The following is a 21,237-nucleotide window of genomic DNA, read 5'->3' as shown; positions in this document are numbered from 1 at the left end:
CGAAACGATACTCAACTGGGCCGTAGGCACGGCGCGTGTCGAAGACGCGACGGACCTGTGAAGGAGCGATGAAACCCCCGGTGGAAAACAGGCTGGACCAGGCGGACGACAGGCTGGATGACGACGTCCTGGACGAGGGCGCCCTCGAACCAGGCGCCGAGACCGGCGAAGGCCAGCTGCTCACCGCCGACCTGCCCGAAGCCCTGGCCGGCCAGCGGCTGGACAAGGTGCTGGCCCCGCTGTTCCCCGACCTGTCGCGCGCCCGCCTGCAGGCGCTGATCGGCGAGGGTCGTCTGTCGCTGGACGGCCAGGCGATCACCGACGCCTCGCGCAAGGCCAAGGCCGGGACCTATGCCCTACTCGTACCGCCGCCGACGCCCGCCGAGCCCGAGCCCGAAGCGATCCCGCTGACCGTCCTCTACGAAGACGCGCACCTGATCGTGGTCGACAAGCCGGCCGGCATGGCCGCCCACCCGGCGCCCGGCAGCCTGACCGGCACCCTGGTCAACGCCTTGCTGCATCACTGCGGCGACAGCCTCTCGGGTGTCGGCGGGGTGGCGCGGCCGGGCATCGTCCACCGCCTGGACAAGGACACTTCCGGCGTCATGGTCGCGGCCAAGAGCGACGCGGCGCACAAGGGCCTGTCCGCCCTGTTCGCGACCCACGACATCGATCGGCTGTACATCGCCCTGACGCGCGGCGCGCCTACGCCCGCCAACGGCACCATCGAGACCCGCCTCGGCCGCTCGCTGACCGACCGCAAGAAGATGGCGGTGCTAAAGTCCGGCGGCCGCGAGGCGATCACTCACTACAAGGTCGAGGCCGCGTTCGGGCCGCGGGACAAGCCGCTGGCCGCCCGCGTCGCCTGTCGGCTGGAGACCGGCCGCACCCACCAGATCCGCGTGCACATGGCCAGCAAAGGCTCGCCCTGCCTGGGCGATCCCGTCTACGGCGCCAGCCAGCCGGCGACGGCGGTGCGCGAACAGATCGCGGCGGCGGGCCTGAAGCGTCAGGCGCTGCACGCGGCGGTGCTCGGCTTCGTCCATCCGATCACCGGTGAGACCCTGCGTTTCGAGACGCCCCTGCCCCCGGACATGGCGGCGCTGCAGGCGGGTCTGGAATCGCTCTGACCACGGACCTGCCGCCAAAATGGGTCAAGCTTGCGCCCCGGCAACAAAAGCGCCCTAATTGCGCTGGCTTGCCGCTCTAGACTGTCGGCCCTGTCATCGTGGAGCGCACCATGCGGCCCTATCTCGCGATCATCGCCGTCAGCGCCGCCCTGGCGAGTCCCGCCTTCGCTTCCGCGCCCGACGACGAGGTCATCGCCACCGCCCAGGCCAGGCCGACCGCCGCCGCCCTGGCCGCTGCGGCGGCCCAGGCCCCCGCGCCCGTCGTGACCACGGCCGTGAAGCCACTGACCACCCAGGAACAGATCGCCGCCTTCCTCGCCGCTACACCGTCGCCTCAATATGACGACGGCCCACGCGGCCTGCTCCCGGCCGATCGCGACGAGAACGGCAAGCGCAAGATCCACGGCGCGATGGGCGTCTCGGTCGGCACCGGCGGCTATCGCAGCGCCTATGCCAGCGCCCTGATCCCTGTGGGCGAGACCACCACGGTCGGTATCGCCGTCTCTCAGACCAATTTCGGCAAGAACGGCGGCTATCTGGCCGATCCGTACGGCTATGGTCCGGGCTACTATGACGGTTATGGCGGCTACGGCGGTTACGGCTATGGCCGGGGCCTGCGGGCCCGCGGCGGCGAGCATCAGTCGGTCGCCCTGTCGGTGATGTCCGGCGGACCGGGCCGCGGCGACGGCACGCCCGAAGGCTGCGCCCCCGGCTTCCGCGACGGCGGCCGCTATGTCGAGCCGCTCTGGGTCGAGGGCCTGCGCGACGGGGCTCATCCCTGCGCCGCCGCCGGTCCCGCTCGCTGATCGCGAGAATTCTGTTTTCCACGGCGGCGCTATTCGCTGATGTTTAACGGCTTGCGCGCCATGGTGCGCGCCTCGGGCGTCTGAGGCTTATTGATGCAGCCGGAAATCACCGCATACCGCCATCCCTCAACCGGGACGGTGACCTATCTGATCGTCGATACGGCTACGTTTCTCTGCGCCATTGTCGATCCCGTGCTGGATTTCGATCCGGTCACGGAGGCGGTCGACACCACCTTCGTCGACAAGATCATCGCCGACATCCGCGCCAAGGACCTGGGTCCGACCTGGATCCTCGAAACCGGCCTGCACACCGGCCACGTCTCGGCCGCCGGCCACCTGAAATACGAGACCGGCGCCTCGGTCTGCATCGGCGCCGGCGTGGTCGAGAGCCTCAAGCGCCTGGCGCCCAAGCTGGGCGAGACCATGGTCGATCTCGACGGCTGGGATTTCGACAAGCTGGCCCAGGACGGTGAGGCCTTTCCGATGGGCGGCGTGGAATTCACCCCGATCGCCTTGACGGGCCGCCTGCCCGGCGCGGTCGCCTATCGCATGGGCGACGTGCTGTTCACCGGCGACCTGATGCTGGCGCCCGGCGAGGGCGCGGGCCGCTGCGACGTCCCCGGCGCCGACCCTGGCAAAGCCTGGGACGACGCCCGCAAGTTCCTCGCCTTGCCGCCGCAGACCCGCGTGTTGCCGGGCGTCAGCGCGGCCGAGGCCAGCGAGTCGACGATCGCCGAAGAGAAGGCCGGCAACATCCAGTTGAACGACAAGATCGACCGGCTGGACTTCATCGCCCTGCGCACCGCCGCCGACGCCTTCCTACCCGATCCCATTCTGGCCTCGGCCGCCCTGCGCGTGGCTGTCCGCGCCGGCAAGCTGCCGTCGGCGCCCGAGAGCGGCCCGCGCTTCCCGGTGGTCGATCTCTCCAAGCTCTAAAGATCGTTCTCTTTCGAAACGGACTTGCGCCCCCGCCCGGTCGCGCGCATATGCTTCGCGCGCGAAACATGGGGAGACAATGGCCATGGCCGAGGATTTCAGCGCCGCCTTGACCGCGGGCCAGGCCGGCTCTCTTCCCGACCTTCTAGGCCTGCAATGGCTCGAGGCGCGCTCGGGCTATGTGAAGGGCCGTTTCGACGTCGACAAGCGCCACATGGCGCCCAACGGATTCCTGCACGCCGCCAGCGTCATCGCCCTGGCCGACTCGGCCAGCGGCTACGGCTGCATGGTCTCGTTGCCCGAGGGCGGGACCAGCTTCACCACCATCGAGCTGAAGTCGAACTTCCTGGGCACAGCCCGCGAGGGCGGCGTGGCGGTCGAGGCCAGGCTGGTCCACGGCGGCAGGAACACCCAGGTCTGGGACGCCGTGGTGACCAACGAAACCACCGGCAAGACCATCGCGCTTTTCCGCTGCACCCAGATGATTCTGCGACCAAAAGCCTGAGAGCCTGTCCACATCGGATGTTCCATCCGAAGCGGATAAACAGGCTCTCTTTCAAGAGTTTGGAGCATGGCGAGCGCCGAAACCGGCGACCACTTTCGGCTGCCATGCTCCAGGCGCGAAAAACCTGGGTCGAAGGGCTTGCGTCCCGGCGGCGACGCCGCTAGGTATCCCGCCCTCGACCTCGGGAGGCTCAAAAAGCCTCTCGGACCGGCGGCCTGGAGAGGTGGCAGAGTGGTCGAATGTACCGCACTCGAAATGCGGCGTGCCTGGAAGGGCACCGTGGGTTCGAATCCCACCCTCTCCGCCACCACCCCATCCGTAGAAATCCGCAGCTAGGCGCCGCCGACCCCAGCGGCCTTTGAATTCGCAGGTCTCGCGACCGCCGTGGGATCGTTGTCGAATAGCGCGCGCCGGCTAGCCGGACAGACCTAGCCTTGCGTCGTGAAGCCGTCGATGAACCCGGCCACTTCGCCGGCGGGCATCGGCTTGGCGAAATGATAGCCTTGGACCTGGTCACAGCCGTACTGCGCCAGCGCGGCCAGTTGCTCGGGATGCTCGACCCCTTCGGCGACTACCTTCATGCCCATGCTGGAGCCCAGATTGATCACCGCCCGGACGATGGCGTCGTCCTCGCGGTTCTGGACGAAGGACTTGTCGATCTTCAGGCGATCGACCGGAAATTGCCGCAGGTTGGCCAAGGACGCATAGCCGGTGCCGAAGTCGTCGAGCGCGATCAGCACGCCCGTATCGTGAAGCTGGCGCACCGTGTCACTGACCACGTCCGAGCCCCAGCCCATATAGACGTTCTCGGTCACCTCGATGGTCAGGCGGTCGGCCGGCACGCGCCAACGGGCCAGCTTCTCGGCGATTTCGCTGGCCAGCCGGCCGGTGCGAAACTGGCTCGAGGAGACGTTGATCGCCACCCGCCCGAACGCCACGCCGTCGTCGAGCCAAGCGCGCATCTGGGCCATGGCCCGCTCGAAGGCGACCTCGCCCAGTTGCAACGACAGATCGTTGTCCTCGAACGCGGCCATGAACGCGCCGGGCGGAAGAATTCCCTGCTCGGGATGGTTCCAGCGCATCAGCGCCTCGAACCCGGCCACCGTGCGCGTGGAGAGATCGACCACCGGCTGATAGTGCAGGTCGAACTCGCCCTGGCTGATACCCAGACGGACCTCGCGCAGCAGTTCGACGCGCTTTTCGACCTCGGTGCGCATCGAGGGCTTGAAGACCACGCTGCGATTGCGGCCGTCGTACTTGGCCTGGTAGAGCGCCACGTCCGCGTTCTTGAGCAGATGGGTCGGATCGGCGTCGGGGTCCTCATGGATGGTCGCGCCGATGCTGGCGCAGATGGTGAAGCTCTGGCCGGCGTGCTCGATGGGCGAGCGCAGCAGGCCCTGCAGCACCTCGATCGGACGCGTCAGATCACGCTCCTCCTTCAGACCGCGCAGGATGATGGCGAACTCGTCGCCGCCCAGCCGGGCCACGGTGTCGGTGGCGCGGAAGGCCCGCTTCAGCTGTCCCGCCAGGGCCTTCAGCAGCGCGTCGCCGGCGTCATGGCCCAGGGTGTCGTTGATGTCCTTGAAGTGGTCGACGTCGAGCATGATCAGGCCGAACATCTCGCCGGTCTGTTCGGCGGCGGCCACGGCGTCGTCATAGGCCCGCTGGAAGCCCGCGCGGTTGGGCAGGCTGGTCAGGGGATCGCGGAAGGCCAGGAACTCGATCTGGGCGGTGGCGCGTAGCGCCTCGGTGACGTCCTCGTGGGTGGCGACATAGCCGCCGGTGGCGATCGGGTTGTGAGTGATGCGGATCGTGCGTCCATCGATCAGTTCGACGTCCCGCGTCGCCGCCCCGCCGCTGAGGCCCGCCTCGACCGTGGCGGCGTAGAAGGCCGCCAGGCTCTTGGCCCCGTTGCCGACCCGCCGGCGATGATCGAGAATGGCGTCCAGGGTCGTTCCGGGCGCGCAGAGCGCCTCGGGCAGATCGTAGAGCCGCCGATAGGCCGTATTGCACAGGATCAGGCGCTTTTCGGCGTCGAACATGCAAAGCCCATGGGGCATGTTGCTCAGCGCCGCGTCGAAGCGCGCGTTCTGTTCGGCTTGCTGCCGGCGGGCCGCTTCGGTTTCGCGGGCCGCCAACACCGCCTCGGTCACTTCGCGTCCGACGACGATCAGTCGGCTATAGGCCGAACCGTCGCGCGGCCAGGGGCTCAGCTCGAAACTGAACCAGCGGGCGTGCGCCTTGACGCCGGCGGCGATCTCCACGCGACAGGTCTCCACCGCGCCACTCTGCAGGCAGGCGCGCGCGGCGTCGGCGAAGTCGGGACTCAAAATCAGCGGGGCGGCCTTCTGGGATGACGCGACCGGCGAGGTGATGGCTTGATCGAACCAGCTTTGGCTGAACAACAGGGGCTCGAGATCCAGGCCGAGCAGGGCGATGGGGACCAGCGCATCGCTCAAGGTGGCCCGCAACGCCGCTTCCGCGGGGGATGTGACGGCCGACCGCCGATCGGCGACATCCAGCACGACGACCTTGGAGCGCATGGCGAAAACCTTCTGTTTGCCCAACGCGGACAAAGTCGAGGGATCGTCGCTAATAAGTTGATAGCGGGGCGCTCGCTCGCCCGTGGTCAGATGTCGCACGAGGCCGACGCGTTGCCGCCGTCGGCGTCAGGCGGACCGGATCAGAGTCGAACGGATAGGTCTCCCCGGAACACGGCGCGCACCGGGCGGACGTGTGACCGCCATGGTCTGATCGAACCAGACATAGCCGTCGAACTGCCGAGACAGACGACAGGCCGGGTAATGGCGGCAACCGAGAGTCGAGCAAGCCCTGGCGTGGAGGTTCGTTCACGGCGACGAAGGCGCCCCGATACGGCGGGGAAGGCCGTCGGGCTAGACTGGAGCGGTCGGCGATTCGCGCGCCGCCCGCTGGACCGTTGATCATGACGCGCGCCGCCACGCCCCCCGCCGAAGTCGCCTCGCCGCTGAACGCGCTATTCCACGGCGACTTCCTGGTGTTGGCCGCGCGGTTGGCCGACGACAGCGTCGACGTCGTGATCGCCGATCCGCCCTACAACGCCAGCAAGGGCGGCGATTGGACCTGGGACGCCAAGGCCGGCCTGCCCGGCTTCGGCGGCGACTGGAAGAAGGTCGACCAGACCTGGGACGACATGTCCCTGGATCAGTATTTCGGCTTCACCCTGGCCTGGCTGGGCGAAGTGAAGCGGGTGCTGAAGCCCACGGGTTCGCTCTGGGTCCACGGCACCTACCACAACATCGGCGTCATCAATGTCGCGATGCAGATGTTGGGGATCGAGATCATCAACGAGGTCGCCTGGTACAAGCGCAACAGCTTCCCCAATCTCTCGGCCCGCCGGCTGACGGCCAGTCACGAGACCATCCTGTGGGCCCATGTCGGCAAGACCCGGCGCTATCGCTTCAACTACGACTGGGCCAAGGCGGCCAGCTTCCCGGAGGACCGCTTGAAGGAGGCCGGCAAGCAGATGCGCACGGTCTGGGACGTCCCCAACAACAAGGCGCGTGACGAACTGGCCCATGGCAAGCACCCGACCCAGAAGCCGTTGCGCCTGGCCGAGCGGATCCTGAAACTGTCGGCCGCGCCGGGGCAGGTCTGCCTGGTCCCGTTCGCCGGCGCGGGGACCGAATGCGTCGCGGCCGTCCGAGAGGGTCTCGACTTCATCGCCGCCGAGGTCGACGAAGCCTATGTCGAGATCGCCCGCCGCCGTTTGGCCGCCGAGGCCGTTCGATGAAGGAAAAGCGTCCCGGATCGGGCGAGGTCCCCTCTATCCTGAAATGGACGGGCAGCAAGCGCAGCCAGGCCGCTCAGATCGCCCGCATGGCCCCGCCGCACGCGCGCTATGTCGAGCCCTTCCTAGGCGGCGGGGCGGTGCTCTACCACCTCGCCGGCGACGGGACGGTGGCCAGCGACCTCTACGCCCCGCTGATCGGCTTCTGGAAGCTGGCCCAGGCGCGGCCCGAGGCGCTGATCGCCGACTACGCCGAGCAATGGCGGCGGCTGCAGGACGACTTGCCCGGCTACTTTTACGCGGTCCGCGATCGCTTCAACGCCGAGAAGCGTCCGGAGGACCTGAACTTCCTGATGCGGACCTGCGTCAACGGCATTGTCCGCTTCAGCCAGGCCGGCGACTTCAACAACTCGTTCCATCTATCGCGCAAGGGCATGCTGCCGGCCAGCTTCGCCAAGGCCGTCCAGGCCTGGTCGGCGCGGCTGCGAGGCGTCGACTTCGTGGCCCGGGACTATCGCGAGACCCTGGCGGAGGCCCGCGCGGGCGACTTCGTCTATCTTGACCCGCCCTATGCCGGGAACAAACAGCGCTATATCGGCGGGATCGACGAGGCGGCGCTGTTCGCGGCGCTGGACGATTTGAACCGGCGCGGCGTGCGCTGGGCCTTGTCGTTCGACGGTCAGCGCGGCGAGACCGTCTATCGGGCCGACGTGCCGTCGGATCTCTATCGGCGCAGGATGGCGCTGATCAGCGGCAATTCGGCGGTCGCCAAGGTGCTGAACGGGCCCATCGAGACCGTGTCCGAGGCGCTCTATCTGAGTTGGTAGCTAGTCCAGTTCGAGGGGCGGCCGATCATCGTCCTTGGGCGCGGCGCGGAACTTGTCGGGGTTCAGCATGGCCTCGACCCGCTTAAGCAGGTCCTGAGGCCCGAAGGGCTTGACCATATAGCCGTCGGCGCCGGTCTCCATCGCCTGGCGCACGGTGGCGAGATCGCCGCGCGAGGTCATCATCATCACCGCGGCCTTGACCTTCTGGTACTTGCGCAGCAGGCGCAGGACCTCCAGGCCCGTCATGCCGGGAATGTTGATGTCCAGCAGGACCAGGTCCCAGCGAGCCGTCTGCAACGCCTTGACGCCCAGCTCGCCCGTCGTGGCCGACGAGACCGTGTAGCCGGCCTGGCCCAGCACCAGTTCGACGAACTGACGCACGACCGGATCGTCATCGATCACCAGGACGGCGGCGGGCGCGGGCACGGCGAAACTCCTCAGTGCAACATCTGGGCGGCAGGCCGCGCCGACGCGTCGACGACAGCCAGTTCCGCCTCCCACTGTCGGGCGACCTCGATGGTTCGCGAGACGAGGCCGCGTGTCAAATCCAGCGCGGCGCGATGGTCGTCGCCCGCGTCGATCAAGACTTCCAGGTCGCGGCAGGTCTTCGACAGATCCAGGAAGCCCATCATGCCGGCCGAGCCGGCCAGGGCGTGGGCGTCCTCGCGCACGGTCTGGGCGTCGGCTTGGGCGAACCGGTTCTCCAGCTGGGCCAGCAGGATGGCCAGCAGCGAGCGGACGGCGTTCGGGCCCATCGACTCGACCAGGTACTGGCGGGCCTGGGCGCCGGCGACGTCCGTCGGTTCGGCCTCCACCGGCGCGGGGGCGACGCGAAGGAACATGTCCAGCAGCCGCTCCAACGCGCCCGGATTGAGCGGCTTGGTCAGGTGATCGTTCATGCCGGCCGCTTCGCAGCGGGCCAGATGCTCGGGCTGGGCGCTGGCGGTCAGGGCCACGATTGGAACGTCGGCGAAGGCCTCGCCGGAGGCGCGGATCGCCTGGGTGGCCGTAAAGCCGTCCATGACCGGCATCTGGCAGTCCATCAGCACGAGATCGTAGCGCCCCGCTTGCAAGGCTTCGATCGCCTGGACGCCGTCCTGGGCCAGCCCGACCTCGCAGCCGTACTTGCTGAGCAGGGCCAGCATCAGTTCCCGGTTCAGCTCGACGTCGTCGACCACCAGGATGCGGCGGCCGTCCAAACGCAGCGGCGCGATCTCCGGCGCCCGCTTGGCGCCGCCTTGGTCCGCACCCGCCGGCAGAGCCAGCTCGAACCAGAAGGTCGAGCCCTTGCCGACGGTGCTGTCGACGCCAATCTCGCCGCCCATCAGGGTGATCAGCTGGCGAGAAATGGCCAGGCCCAGGCCCGTGCCGCCGTAGTGGGCCGAGACCGACGAGCCGGCCTGGACGAAGCGGTTGAACAGGCCATCCAGCTTGTCGGGAGAAATGCCCGCCCCGGTGTCGACGATCTCGACCCGCAGACGGGGCGCGGCGTCGCTGCCGCCGATCCGCGTCAAGGTCGCGGTGACGCCGCCCTTCGAGGTGAATTTCACGGCGTTGGAGAGGAGGTTCAGCAGCACTTGGCGCACGCGCCCCACGTCGCCGATCACGCTCGCGGGCGCGTCGGCGTCGATCATGGTCTTCAGGCGCAGGTCCTTGGCCGCCCCTTGCGGTTCCAGCAAGGCGACGGTCTGGCGCAGCAGCTCGGCGGGGTCGAACGGCGCCTCGTGCAATTCCAGGGCCGCCGCCTCCAGCTTCGAAAAGTCCAGGACGTTGTCGATCACCGCGTGCAGGGCCTGGCCGGCGCCGTGCACCAACTCGACCCGGCGCTGGTCCTCGGCCCCGAGCCCCTGGCTCTCGGTCAACAGCCGGGTGAAACCGATGATGCTGTTCAGCGGCGTCCGCAGCTCGTGGCTCATATTGGCCAGGAACTCGGCCTTGGACCGCATGGCGGCCTCGGCGTCCAGGTGAGCCTGGGCCAGGGCGTCTTCCTGCGCTTTCTGGGCGGTGACGTCGCGGATCACGTCCAGGAAGCCGATCGGCTCGCCGCTGACCTCGTCGCGCAGCAGAACGGGATTCGACTCGACCCAGATCCAGTCGTTGGTTCGCTTATGGCGCACGCGCCAGCGCACCCGGCCGGCCGGGCGGCCGGCGACCAGCCCCACGAAGGCCTCGCGCAGCGTCTCGACGTCCTCGGGATGGGTGATGTTCGCGGGCGAGACGCCGAGGCGCTCCTCGGGCGTGTAGCCGATCACGGCTTCGCAAGCCGGCGAAACGAACGTCGACCGGCCCCGCATGTCGCTGGTGACGATGACGTCGGTCGCGTTTTGAGCCATCAACCGGTAGCGGTTCTCGATCGCCCGCCGAGCCGTCTGGTCCTGGATCTGGGCGATGAAGTGCCGAGGCGCTCGGTCAACGCCGCGCACCAGCGACACCGACAGCCGCACCCAGATCACCGCGCCGTCCTTGCGGATGTAGCGCTTCTCCATCTGATAGCGCGGGATCTCGCCGGCCAGCAGCTGTTGCAGGGAGGCGAGATCCGCCTCCAGGTCGTCAGGATGGGTGATGGTCTGGAAATCCAGCGCCAGCGCCTCGTCCGCGGGATAGCCGATGATGTCGCAGAAGTTCTCGTTCAGCTTCACCAGCCGGCCGTCCAAGTCGACCAGAGCCATGCCGATCGGCGCGTGATTGAACGCGTTCTCGAACAGCTCCTCCTGGGCTCGGCGCTCCGAGATGTCGTGCATCAGGGCGGTGAACTGCCAGCCCTCGTCGGTCCAGGTGGCGCTGATCGCCAACTCGATCGGAAACACCGTTCCGTCTCGACGAAGCGCGGGGACCTCGACCCGCCGGCCGATCATGTCGCTTTCGCCGGTCTCCATGAAGCGCTTGAGCGCCTTGGCGCGCGCCGCGCGCTGGTCCGGCGGGACGATCACCTCGCCGATCGAGCGTTCGAAGACGTCGACGGCGCTCCAGCCGAAGATCTTTTCGGCGTGGCCGTTCCAGCCGGTGATGCGCCCCTTGCCGTCCATCGTGACGATGGCTTGGTGGGCATGGGCGACAATGTTGTCGAGCCGCGCCTCGTTGGCGCGCACGATCTGCTCCAGCCGGCCGCGTTGCTGGGCTTCCCAAGCCCCCCGCTCCAAGGCTTCAGTCTTCTCGGCCAGCAGTCGCTCGCGCTGATTGGCCTCCAGCTGGCGCGACATCTGGGCGCCCAGCATCGAGGCCAGGACCCGCAGGATGTCGAGGTCGTCGTCGCCGAACGCACCCTTGCGCTCGGAGAACACCTTCAGCACGCCCAGGACCTCGGCCGCATGGGTCAGGGGCGCGCAGACCATCGATCCGACTCCGACTCTGACGCAGGCTTCGCGATCGACCCGCGGGTCGGTAAGCGCGTCGTCGCAGATCAGCACTTCGGCCTTGGCCACGCAGAGGCCCGAAAGGCTGTTGGCGGACGCCAGACGGGTCCCGATCAGGGCCTTGTCGGTGGCGGCGCGGTAGACCAGGTCAGCGCCGTCGATCAGCTCGACGATCGCCCCTTTCGCCCCGGTCAAGTCGGCCAGGGTCTCGACGATGGCTTGCATGAAGGCGTCGAGGCCCAGGCCGGCCTCCGCGAGCCCCGCCTGGGCCGAGGCCAGGCGGGTCATGCGGTCGAGGCGCGCGCGCAGAACGGCGACGTCGTCTTCGGCGATCTCTGCGGCCATCACGGTCTTTCGGCTTCGCCCGGGAGAGGGCGGGCCGCCTATCCGTCCCGCAAAAGCGTGAAGAGCGGGTTATCCACGTCTCGTGCAACCTGCGGCCTCTGGACCGTCGCCCGGCAGACGGCAAGGCTGATTTCCGACGCGCGTAGGGCGTCGAAAGCCATGTGAACCGATGCAGCCAGTCACCGGCCCGCCCTCGATCTATGTCGTCGACGACGATCCGCTGATTCTGGCCTTTCTCCAGACGGCCCTTGCCCCGCGAGGCTATGGCGTGGAGCTGTTCGAGACCGGCGCGGCCCTGCTGGGCAAGACCAGAGTCCGGGTTCCCAGCCTGTTCGTGGTCGATGTCCGCCTCCCCACGACCGACGGAATCGAGCTGGTCCGCGCCCTGCGCTCCATCGACGCATGCGCCGAGATCCCGATCCTGATGCTGACCGGCGAAGGCCGCCTGGACCGTATCGTCATGGCCATGCAGGCCGGCGCCAACGGCTATCTGATGAAGCCGTTCTCACCCGAGCAGATCGTCGCCAAGGTCCGCGACCTGACGCGCTAGGCGGCCTCATAGCGATAGAAGGTGTTGACCGTCAGTCTGCCCGCGCGCGGATCAAGGCTGACCGGCGCATCCGGCAGGATCCCGGCGTGCAGCAGGCGGCTGGGATAGACCACGATCCGGTTGAAGACGGCTTCGACCGCGCCGATCTTCTCGAACAGCGCGTCGGAGCCGGTGATGTAGCCCGGAGCGATCGGCGCGCGCTCGATCTGGCCGCGCAGGGCGGCGAAGTAGATCTTGGCGTGGTCGGGATCGACGATCTCCAGCCCGGTCTCGCGATGCCGGTAGAAGGCCGTGCCGCCGTGCTCGGGCCTGCACAGATAGTGCAGGATGGCCAGTTGGTTGGGCTCGGGCGTGTCGATGTGCGGCAGGCGCTGGACCGGCGTGGCCTCGCTGGCCGGCGTCACGGCCATGGAGAGCGCGCAGGTCACCCCGGCCCGGCCGCCTTCCGGCGCCCCAAACACCTCGGCCATGTAGGGACGCAGCGCCCGGACCAGCGCCTGGACATAGGCGGGCGGCGCGGGGGCGCGGACGCCGGGATAGAAGTTCGCGCCCGCCTTGACGGGGGCCAGCACGGCGAACTCGGCGGCGTGATCGACCAGGACCTGGCCGCCCGTCAGCAGGTCGTCGACGATCAGCACCCGCGTCTCGGCGACCCCGACGGTCAAGATCTCGACGCGCGGATCGGGCCGCGCCTCGAAGATCGGGTCGCTCACCGCCGCACGGTCTCGGCCGCCTCGGCCATGGCCTGGTCGGGAGCCTTGCTGGAGAAGCCGCGGGCATGGACCTCGTTCAGCAGCGCGCGGTGATCGGGCAGGCTGGACGCGGCGCGTTTGCCGGCCTCCTGCACGCGGGCGAAATCGGCGCGGGCCAGGTCGACGTGGACGTGGGCGGCCGGATCGATCGTCGTCGGATAGCCCATGCCGTACAGAATGTACTGGTAGTTGAAGTACTTGAAGCTCTCGTGGAGGTTCGGGAAGTCGAACACGTTGGGCGGTCGATGCTTCCACATCGCCAGATGATCCTGAAGGCTCTCCGGGATCGAAGCGGGATCGCGGTTGTCGGTCCAGAACGCGTTGTCGGTGCGCTGGCTGATACAATAGTGCAGCTTGATGAAGTCGATGGCCCGCAGGTAGCGGTCGGTCATGGCCTGATTGAACTGGCGCGCGGCGGCTTCGAGCCCGCCCTGGCGTGGCAGGTTGCGAGCCAGCATGTAGGCGGCGGCCTCGATCAGCACGATGCCGGTCGATTCCAGCGGCTCCAGGAAGCCGCCCGATAGGCCCACGGCCACGCAGTTCTTGATCCAGTGCGCCTGGCGGTGGCCGACCTTCAGTTTCAGGAGGCGCGGCGTCAGGCCGTCGCCCGCCTTGCCGACATAGCGGCGCAGAATTTCCTCGGCGCGATCCTCGGTGGTGTGGCGACTGGAGAAGACGTAGCCCGTGCCCCGGCGGTCGGGCAGGCCGATGTCCCAAGTCCAGCCGGCCTCGTGGGCCGTGGAGATGGTGGCGGTCGCCACCGGAGCGTCGGGGCGGTCGTAGGGGACCTGCAGGGCCAGGGCGCGGTCGACGAACAAGGTGTCGCCCTTGTCGATCCATTCCGAACCCATCGCCTTGCCGATCAGGGCCCCGGCGAAACCGGTGCAGTCGATATAGAGGTCGGCGGTCAGGTCGCCGTGCTCGGCGGTGGTGATCGAGGCGATCGAGCCGTCCTCGGCCTTGTTCACCGTCGTGACATTGCCCAGCAGATGCTTGACCCCGGTCGCCTTGCCGACATCGCGCAGCAGGTTGGCCAGCTTGCCGGCGTCGAAGTGGTAGGCATAGGCCATCGGCCCGCCGTACTGCGGATCGTCGATCCGCTTGGGGCCGCGACCGGCGTCGCAGACCTTGTCCTGCAGGGTGACGGCGTCGGAGAACGGGATGTCGCCCGCCCCGCCCATCAGCCAATACGGCGCCAGGTCCAGGCCGCCGTTCAGCAGCCGGGGTTGGGCGAACGGGTGGTAGTAGCGACTGTGGATCCCGTCCTTGGGCGCGGTCCTCCAGTCGACGAATTCGATGCCCTGCTTGAAGGCCGCCCCGGCGCCGCGCATGAACTGGGCCTCGTCGACGCCGATCGTGCGCATGGTGTTCTGGATGGTCGGGAAGGTCCCCTCGCCCACCCCGATGATGCCGATCTCGCTGGACTCGATCAGGGAGATGCGGACCCCATCCGGCCGGATGGTCCCCAGGCGGCGCGCCAGATAGGCGGCGGTCATCCAGCCGGCCGTGCCGCCGCCCACGATCAGGATGTGGTCGATGGACTTGTCCAACGCCCTGCCTCCTAGGCCGGCAGGTGGCAGCGTATCGCCTCGCCGACCCGTTCGGCGTCGGGGCCGAGCACGACGTGGACCGTCTTCTCGCCCACCCGGACCACGCCGCGCGCGCCAAGAGCCTTCAGAGCCGCCTCGTCCACCCCGGCCTGGTCGGCGACGACGACGCGCAGCCGGCTGGAGCAGGTTCCGACGACCTTGAGGTTGCCGGCGCCGCCCAGGGCCCCGACCAGGGCTTCGGCCTTGCGGTCGTCCTCGACGGTGGGCAGGACCGACGGCGCGGGCTTGGCGGCGATCGGTTTGGCGGCGGGCGTGGGCGCGCCCCCATGTCCTTGGTTTAGGGCGGCGCGGATCTCGCCGGCGACGCCGTCGGCGACCGGACCCAGCACGACCTGCAGCGCCTTGTCGGACGGCTTGACGATCCCCCGCGCGCCCAGCGCCTTCAGGGCGGGCTCGTTGACCGCGCCCTGATCGACGACGATCAGGCGCAGACGGGTGGTGCAGGCGTCGACGCTGGTCAGGTTCGAAGCGCCGCCGAGCGCGGCGACGAAATCGGCTCCGCGCCCGCCGCCGGTGGTGACCGACTCGGCGGAAACGACATCGTCGGCCTCGCGGCCCGGGGTCTTCAGATCGAACTTCTGGATGAAGAAGCGGAACAGCCCGTAATAGACGCCCGCATAGACCGCGCCCAAGGGCGCCAGCCACAGCGGGTGGGTGGCCTTGCCGAAGTTCAGCACGTAGTCGAACAGACCGGCCGAGAAGGTGAAGCCCAGCTTGATGTGCAGGGCGTTCATCAGGGCCATGGCCACGCCCGTCAGCACCGCGTGCACCGCGTAGAGCACCGGGGCCAGGAACATGAAGCTGAACTCGATCGGCTCGGTCACGCCCGTCAGGAACGAAGTCAGGGCCAGCGAGAACAGCATGCCGCCGACCGCCTTTTTCTTCTCCGGGCGGGCGGTGTGGTACATGGCCAGGCACGCGGCCGGCAGGCCGAACATCATCACCGGGAAGAAGCCGCTCATGAACGCCCCGGCGTTGGGGTCGTCGGCGAAAAAGCGGCGCAGGTCCCCGGTCGTCCCGTGGAAGTCCCCGACCACGAACCAGGCGATGTTGTTGAGGATGTGGTGCAGGCCGGTGACGATCAGGATCCGGTTCAGGAAGCCGTAGACCAGCAGGCCCAGCTCGCCCGAGCCGACGATGGCGCGGCTGGCCGCGTCGACCCCGCCGTTGATGGTGTCGTAGCCAAAGCCCAGCAGTACGGCCATCAGCAGGCCCGCCACGCCCGAGATGATCGGCACGAAGCGCCGGCCGCTGAAGAAGGCCAGATATTCGGGCAGCTTGAAGTCCGAGAAGCGATTGTAGAACAGGCCGGCGATCACGCCGGAGATGATGCCGATCGGCACGCTGAGCTTGGCCAGGGCCTTGGTCTTGTAGGCGGCGCCGGCGAGGTCGGCGTGGGCGGTGGCCAGGCCGGCCGTCACGTCGGCGGGTACATGCAGCAGAGTCTTGGCGCCTTCGCTGGCGATCAGGAAGCAGACGACGCCCGCGAGCCCCGCCGCGCCGTTGTTCTCCTTGGCCAGGCCCACGGCGACGCCGATGGCGAACAGCAGGCCGAGGTTCGAGAAGATCGCGTCGCCGGCGGCGGCGATGAAGCCGATGTTCAGCAGGTCGGGCTGACCCAGGCGCAGCAGCAGCCCAGCCACGGGCAACACCGCGATCGGCAGCATCAGGGCTCGGCCCAGGGGCTGCAGGATTTCGAGCGGAGACTTCATCGGCATCAGGCTCCGAAGGACTTTACGAGGGCCCGGACCGCCTCGGGCGAGGTCTGGTCCAGGGCCTGGGCCGCGAGGCTACGGCAAGACTCGAGTGAAAGGCCACGGACACGGGCCTTCACCTCCGGCGCGATCGACGCGGTGGTCGACAGCTCGGTGACCCCCAGGCCCAGCAGGATCGGGACGGCGGCGACGTCGGAGGCCAGGCCCCCGCAGACGCCGACCCAGCGATGGTGTTTCGCCGCGCCCTTGCAGGTCAGGTCGATCATCCGCAGCACCGCCGGATGCAGGGCGTCGATGCGCGCGGCCAGCTCGGGGTTGCCTCGGTCCATGGCCAGGACGTACTGGGTCAGGTCGTTGGTGCCGACCGACAGGAAATCGGCTTCGGCGGCAAGCAGGTCGGCGGTCATGGCGGCGGCCGGCGTCTCGATCATCACGCCGAGATCGATCTTCTCGACCACGCCCATCTCGCGCCTGGCCTCGTCCAGCACGGCGCGGACGGCGCGCAGCTCGTCGAGGCTGGCGACCATCGGGACCATGATCTTGCACTGGCCCAGCGGCTTGACCCGCAGGATGGCGCGCAGCTGGGTCTTCAAAAGATGCGGCCGCCACAGGCTGACGCGGACGCCGCGCAGACCCAAGGCCGGATTCTCCTCGGCGGGGATCGGCAGGTAGGGCGCGGCCTTGTCGCCGCCGACGTCCAGGGTGCGGATGATCAGCGGCTTGCCGTCCAGGGCCGAGGCGATGGCCTGGTACTGGCGGGCCTGCTCGTCCTCGTCCGGCGGGGTTTCCCGGTCCAGGAACAGGAACTCGGTGCGCAGCAGGCCCGAGCCCTCGGCCCCGTTGGCCACGGCGGCCCGGGCGTCGTTCAGCGAGCCGGTGTTGGCGAAGACCTCGATCCGCGTTCCGTCCTTGGTCACGCACGCGTCGTGGGCGGCGGCCTTGGCGGCGGCCTTGCGCTCCTGGCGCTGGGCCAGGGCGGTCTGGGCGGCTTCCAGGGCCGGCGCGTCGGGCGCCACGCGCAGGACGCCGCTGTCGGCGTCCAGGATCAGGGTGGCGCCGTCCTTGACCTTCAGGACCGCACCGCCCAGGGCGACCATCGCGGGAATGCCCATGGCCGCGGCCAGGATGGCGACGTGCGAGGTCGGACCGCCGCGCGCGGTGGCGAAGCCGGCGACGAGGCCGGGATCGACGCCCATCAGCTGCGACGGCAACAGTTCGTCGGCCAGCAGGATCGAACCGGGCGGCAGCGTCGGGCCGTCCTCGTCCTCGCCGCTGAGCGCGCGCAGGACCTGGCGCTCGAGATCGACCAGATCATCGACGCGTTCGGCCAGACGGCGGTCGCCCAACCCGCGCAGGGCCTCGACATAGCCGCCGACCGACTTGCGCCAGGCGTAGCCCGCGCTCTTGCCCTCGCCGATCAGACGGCGGGCGCCGGCCGAGAGTTCCGGATCCTCCAGGAAGGCCAGGTGGGCGCCGAGGATGGCCTTGCGGGCCTTGTCGCCCCCATGCGCGCCTTCCTGGGCGGCCGCTTTCTCGATGCGGGCGCGGACGAGGTCGAGCGCGGCGGTCAGGGCCGCCTCCTCGTGGGCGACGCCCTCGCCAGCTTCGCGAACCACGATGTCGGCCGAGGCCAGCCGCACGGCCTTGCCGATCGCCAGGCCCGGCGCGGCCAGCACGCCCTTCAGCACGCCGTCGCGGGGCAGATCGACCGGAACGGTCGGGACGGCTTCGACGACCGCGACGGCCGGCGCGGAGGCTTGAGCCGAAACCGGTCCGCCCTCGCCCATGCCGCTCTCGATCAGCTCGGCCACGGCCAGGATCGCCGCGTCGGCGTCCAGGCCCGAGGCCACGACCTGAATGGTGTCGCCGTGGCGGACGGCCAGGGACATCACCCCGACCGGGCTCTTGGCGCTGGCGCGGCGGTTGACCGCCACGAGCGCGACCTCGGCCACGAACTTGCGCGCCGTTTCGGCGATCCGGGCGGCGGGGCGGGCGTGGATGCCATGGACCAGCGGCACGACGACCTCGCGCGCCACTTCGCCCGTGGACACCGGGCCAGCCGAGGCCGCGCCGCCGCCCTTCTTAAGATTGGCCGGCGACAGCTCCATCAGGAAGTCGCCGACCTCGATCTCGCGGTCCTGGTCGCGGCGGACGATCTCGAAGGCGTCGAGATTGGTCACCACCACCGGGGTGATCAGGCTGCGAGCGCGCTGGGCCAACAAGTCAAGGTCGAAGCCCAGCAGCTTGTCGCCGGCCTTCACCGCCTGGCCTTCCTTGACGAAGACGGTGAAGCCCTCGCCGTTCAGGGCCACGGTTTCCAGGCCCACGTGCATCAGAATCTCGGCGCCGTTGGCCGCGCGCAGGGTCACGGCGTGGCGGGCGCGGTGGACGGTGACCACCGTCGCGTCGCAGGGCGCGTGCAGCGTCGAGCCCAGCGGATCGATCGCCAGGCCGTCGCCCAGCATGCGCTCGGCGAACACCGCGTCGGGCGTCTCGTCGAGCGGCGCGATCCAGCCCTTCAGCGGCGCGGAGAGAACAAGGTTGGACACGGGCGTTGCGACTCTGGTTCGAGAACTAGGGAGCGGGCTTCAGGGTCACGCGGTCGATGACCCAGTAGGGATCGACGCTCCTGGCCGTGAAGCCGAGGCAAAGATCGACCTTACCCGGGCGCGCGGGCAAGTGGCCGGTGATCGTCGAGACTTGCGGATTCTTCGCGGCCTTGCCCAGCGGGATGGCGGCGATGCGTTCGCCGTTGCAGCCCCCCGATTGGACGAGGCGCACTTCCAGTTCGCCCTCGGGCGTGGCCGGGGCGCGCAGCGGGATCTTGTCGCGGTCCTGGCCGACCTCGAAGTTGAACGGCAGCTGGCCGACGCGGGCGGTCAGCACCGCGCCCTTCGACAGCTCGACGCCCTGCCAGATCCAGCACGGATTGAGGATGTCGACCGTGAACATGGCCCGCTTGTCGAAGGCCGCGGGCGCGTCGTCGATCATCCGCAGGGTGACCTTGTCGGTGCAGCCTTTCAGCTGGCCGCTGGTCCGGGTCAGCAGGGCGGCGGGATCGATCGTCACCGCGCGCTCGCGGCCGAGGGTCTGGCCGTCGACGAAGGCGCGCGCCTTGACGACCGTTCCCGTCGGCAAGTCCAGGTCGCCGGCATAGACGGGCGAAGCCGCCGTCGGCGCCTTGCCATCGGTGGTGTAGCGAACCTCGCCGATACCGAGACCGGTCGACAGGGTCAATTTGGTCTTGCCGCCCTCGCCTTCCGACAGGGCCGGCTGGGGTTCGAACGGCACGGTGTTGGCGGCGACGCCCAGGATCTTCAGCCGGGCCATCTCGGCCGGCAGGCGGCGGGCGAAGTCGTCCCAGTTCACCCCGCCCTCCGGCGTCCAGCCACGCTCGGCCAGGGCGACGGCGCGCGGGAAGGCCATCAGCGTCATGCGCCTGTCGGTCTGCATGTGCTCGGTCCAGACATTGGCCTGGACGCCGAGGATGTGCTCGCGCTCGGCCGGCGACAGCTGGGCCGGGGCCGGGTCGAAGCCATAGACGTCCTTGAGCGTGGCGGTGCGCAGGCGGCCGGTCGGCTCGTCGGGCGACTTGCTCTGGCCGTTGTCGAGATAAAGCATCGGCTGCGGCGACAGCACCGTGTCGTGACCCTGTTTCGCGGCGGCGATCGCGCCGTCGATCCCGCGCCACGACATCACCGAGGCGTTGGGCGCCAAGCCCCCTTCCAGGATCTCGTCCCAGCCGATCAGGCGGCGGCCGCGCTTGTCGAGGCTCCGGCCGACGCGCTGGATGAACCAGCTCTGCAGCTCGTGCTCGTCCTTGAGGCCCAGCTCCTTGATCTTGGCCTGGATCTTGGGACTGGCCTCCCACTGGTCCTTGATCGCCTCGTCGCCGCCGACATGGATGAAAGTCGACGGGAACAGGTCCATGACCTCGTTCAGCACGTCGTCGAGAAAGGCGAAGGTGGCGTCGTCGGTGTTGTAGAGCCAGGGGAAGACGCCCCAATCGCCCATCTTGCTGGCGTCCGGCGGCGCCGCGCCCAGCTCCGGATAGGCCACGATCGGGGCCAGGGCATGGCCCGGGGTCTCGATTTCCGGCACGATGGTGATGTTGCGGGCGGCGGCGTAGGCGACGAGGTCGCGGACCTGGTCCTGGGTATAGAAACCGCCGTACTTCGGGCCCTTGCGCGCCGCGCCGGGGTCGAGACGCCAGGCGCCGACCTCCGTCAGTTTCGGATACTTCTTGATCTCCAGCCGCCAACCCTGGTCGTCGACCAGATGCCAGTGGAAGGTGTTGAGCTTGTGGGCCGCCATGGCGTCCAGAACCGACTTCAGCGTGTCGATCGACTGGACATGGCGGGCGCTGTCGACCATCAGGCCACGCCAGGCGAAGCGCGGCGCGTCCTCGATCGCGGCGGCGGGGACGGCGACCGGGCCCTTGGCCTCGTCTGGCGTCGCCAGCTGCCACAGCGACATGGCGCCGTAGAACAGGCCCGCGCGCTTGGCGGCGGCGATGGTGACACCCCCTGGAGCGATGTCGAGCTTGTAGGCTTCGCCGGCGGGGCCTTCGCGGGTCAGGACGATCGCGTCGGCGGCCGCCGGCGCGCCCTCGACCACGATGGGACGGAAGCCTCGCGAGCGCTGGATCAGATCGGCGAGTTGGGTGGCGACGCCCTTGGCCTCGACGTCCCCCTTGGCGACGTGGATGCGGGTGGCGGCGGAAAGCTTGAAGACCCCTTCGGCGCGAACCGCCTTGGCCGGCGCGGGGGTCAGGGTCAGTCCGGCGGACGATTGGGCGCTGGCGGCCGAGGCGCCGAGGGCGGCCATCAGGACGAACGCCGAGACGGCGGCGATACGGAGCGGGGTCAGGGTCACGCGGCCTTCGCGAACAGTTGGACTGGCGGGCGTGGGCCAAAAAACGGGCGGGACGGCCCGAAGC

General features: G+C 68.9%; 15 protein-coding genes and 1 tRNA gene. 8 read left to right on the top strand and 8 right to left on the bottom strand.

From position 1 onward, the window contains the following. The first annotated feature begins 68 nt into the window (after positions 1-68). The 5 genes from ABIC66_RS17370 (at position 69) to ABIC66_RS17350 (ending at position 3,684) form a co-directional block, all read left to right on the top strand. Complete coding sequence (locus ABIC66_RS17370) at positions 69-1,130, top strand: RluA family pseudouridine synthase (RefSeq protein WP_502910366.1); 1,062 nt, start codon at positions 69-71, stop codon at positions 1,128-1,130. Positions 1,131-1,240: 110 nt separating this feature from the next. Further along, positions 1,241-1,936 (top strand): hypothetical protein, encoded by a 696-nt coding sequence (locus ABIC66_RS17365; RefSeq protein ID WP_354071575.1) that lies wholly within the window; start codon positions 1,241-1,243, stop codon positions 1,934-1,936. Positions 1,937-2,026: 90 nt separating this feature from the next. Continuing rightward, positions 2,027-2,872, top strand: a complete 846-nt coding sequence (locus ABIC66_RS17360; RefSeq protein ID WP_354071573.1) for an MBL fold metallo-hydrolase — start codon at positions 2,027-2,029, stop codon at positions 2,870-2,872. 85 nt (positions 2,873-2,957) lie between these two features. Next, complete coding sequence (locus ABIC66_RS17355; protein WP_354071571.1) at positions 2,958-3,377, top strand: PaaI family thioesterase; 420 nt, start codon at positions 2,958-2,960, stop codon at positions 3,375-3,377. A 217-nt stretch (positions 3,378-3,594) separates the two neighbouring features. Then, a tRNA-Ser gene (locus tag ABIC66_RS17350) sits at positions 3,595-3,684 on the top strand. A 121-nt stretch (positions 3,685-3,805) separates the two neighbouring features. Here the strand turns inward: ABIC66_RS17350 and ABIC66_RS17345 are convergent. Next, on the bottom strand, positions 3,806-5,920 hold the full coding sequence (locus ABIC66_RS17345) for a putative bifunctional diguanylate cyclase/phosphodiesterase (RefSeq protein WP_354071570.1): 2,115 nt from the start codon (positions 5,918-5,920) through the stop codon (positions 3,806-3,808). A gap of 401 nt (positions 5,921-6,321) precedes the next feature. Here ABIC66_RS17345 and ABIC66_RS17340 point away from each other — a divergent pair, with 401 nt between their 5' ends. Then, positions 6,322-7,149, top strand: a complete 828-nt coding sequence (locus ABIC66_RS17340) for a DNA-methyltransferase (RefSeq protein ID WP_354071568.1) — start codon at positions 6,322-6,324, stop codon at positions 7,147-7,149. Then, positions 7,146-7,973 (top strand): DNA adenine methylase, encoded by an 828-nt coding sequence (locus ABIC66_RS17335; protein WP_354071566.1) that lies wholly within the window; start codon positions 7,146-7,148, stop codon positions 7,971-7,973. The genes ABIC66_RS17340 and ABIC66_RS17335 overlap by 4 nt, the downstream gene beginning before the upstream one ends. Here the strand turns inward: ABIC66_RS17335 and ABIC66_RS17330 are convergent, their stop codons facing one another. Both ABIC66_RS17330 and ABIC66_RS17325 read right to left on the bottom strand, forming a co-directional pair. Continuing rightward, a complete protein-coding gene (locus ABIC66_RS17330) occupies positions 7,974-8,399 on the bottom strand; it encodes a response regulator transcription factor (protein ID WP_354071564.1) in 426 nt (141 codons plus the stop codon). An 11-nt stretch (positions 8,400-8,410) separates the two neighbouring features. Further along, a complete protein-coding gene (locus ABIC66_RS17325) occupies positions 8,411-11,671 on the bottom strand; it encodes a PAS domain S-box protein (protein WP_354071563.1) in 3,261 nt (1,086 codons plus the stop codon). A gap of 169 nt (positions 11,672-11,840) precedes the next feature. On the opposite strand from ABIC66_RS17325, the gene ABIC66_RS17320 reads away from it, so the two are divergent. Then, positions 11,841-12,221, top strand: coding sequence for a response regulator transcription factor (locus ABIC66_RS17320; protein WP_354071561.1), 381 nt, complete (start codon positions 11,841-11,843; stop codon positions 12,219-12,221). Here the strand turns inward: ABIC66_RS17320 and ABIC66_RS17315 are convergent. From ABIC66_RS17315 to ABIC66_RS17295, 5 genes are read right to left on the bottom strand one after another with little or no spacing between them, the layout of a single operon-like run. Then, positions 12,218-12,934, bottom strand: a complete 717-nt coding sequence (locus ABIC66_RS17315) for a DUF6445 family protein (protein ID WP_354071559.1) — start codon at positions 12,932-12,934, stop codon at positions 12,218-12,220. The genes ABIC66_RS17320 and ABIC66_RS17315 overlap by 4 nt on opposite strands. Further along, positions 12,931-14,523 (bottom strand): tryptophan halogenase family protein, encoded by a 1,593-nt coding sequence (locus tag ABIC66_RS17310; protein ID WP_354071557.1) that lies wholly within the window; start codon positions 14,521-14,523, stop codon positions 12,931-12,933. Before ABIC66_RS17310 ends, ABIC66_RS17315 begins: the two co-directional genes overlap by 4 nt. Before the next feature lie 11 nt (positions 14,524-14,534). Next, a complete protein-coding gene (gene nagE / locus ABIC66_RS17305; protein ID WP_354071555.1) occupies positions 14,535-16,295 on the bottom strand; it encodes an N-acetylglucosamine-specific PTS transporter subunit IIBC in 1,761 nt (586 codons plus the stop codon). A 5-nt stretch (positions 16,296-16,300) separates the two neighbouring features. After that, positions 16,301-18,847 (bottom strand): phosphoenolpyruvate--protein phosphotransferase, encoded by a 2,547-nt coding sequence (gene ptsP / locus ABIC66_RS17300; RefSeq protein ID WP_354071553.1) that lies wholly within the window; start codon positions 18,845-18,847, stop codon positions 16,301-16,303. A 25-nt stretch (positions 18,848-18,872) separates the two neighbouring features. Continuing rightward, positions 18,873-21,173, bottom strand: a complete 2,301-nt coding sequence (locus ABIC66_RS17295; RefSeq protein WP_354071551.1) for a beta-N-acetylhexosaminidase — start codon at positions 21,171-21,173, stop codon at positions 18,873-18,875. Positions 21,174-21,237: the final 64 nt, after the last annotated feature.

Source organism: Caulobacter sp. 1776 (assembly GCF_040545685.1).
GTDB lineage: Bacteria > Pseudomonadota > Alphaproteobacteria > Caulobacterales > Caulobacteraceae > Caulobacter.
The sequence above is the reverse complement of the archived record's forward strand: the minus strand, read 5'-3'. Positions and strand labels throughout refer to the sequence as shown.

Coding starts and splice junctions, on each gene's coding strand:
- ABIC66_RS17370 (WP_502910366.1), top strand. CDS start 69: ATGAAACCCCCGGTGGAAAACAGGCTGGACCAGGCGGACGACAGGCTG.
- ABIC66_RS17365 (WP_354071575.1), top strand. CDS start 1,241: ATGCGGCCCTATCTCGCGATCATCGCCGTCAGCGCCGCCCTGGCGAGT.
- ABIC66_RS17355 (WP_354071571.1), top strand. CDS start 2,958: ATGGCCGAGGATTTCAGCGCCGCCTTGACCGCGGGCCAGGCCGGCTCT.
- ABIC66_RS17345 (WP_354071570.1), bottom strand. CDS start 5,920: ATGCGCTCCAAGGTCGTCGTGCTGGATGTCGCCGATCGGCGGTCGGCC.
- ABIC66_RS17340 (WP_354071568.1), top strand. CDS start 6,322: ATGACGCGCGCCGCCACGCCCCCCGCCGAAGTCGCCTCGCCGCTGAAC.
- ABIC66_RS17335 (WP_354071566.1), top strand. CDS start 7,146: ATGAAGGAAAAGCGTCCCGGATCGGGCGAGGTCCCCTCTATCCTGAAA.
- ABIC66_RS17325 (WP_354071563.1), bottom strand. CDS start 11,671: ATGGCCGCAGAGATCGCCGAAGACGACGTCGCCGTTCTGCGCGCGCGC.
- ABIC66_RS17320 (WP_354071561.1), top strand. CDS start 11,841: ATGCAGCCAGTCACCGGCCCGCCCTCGATCTATGTCGTCGACGACGAT.
- nagE (WP_354071555.1), bottom strand. CDS start 16,295: ATGAAGTCTCCGCTCGAAATCCTGCAGCCCCTGGGCCGAGCCCTGATG.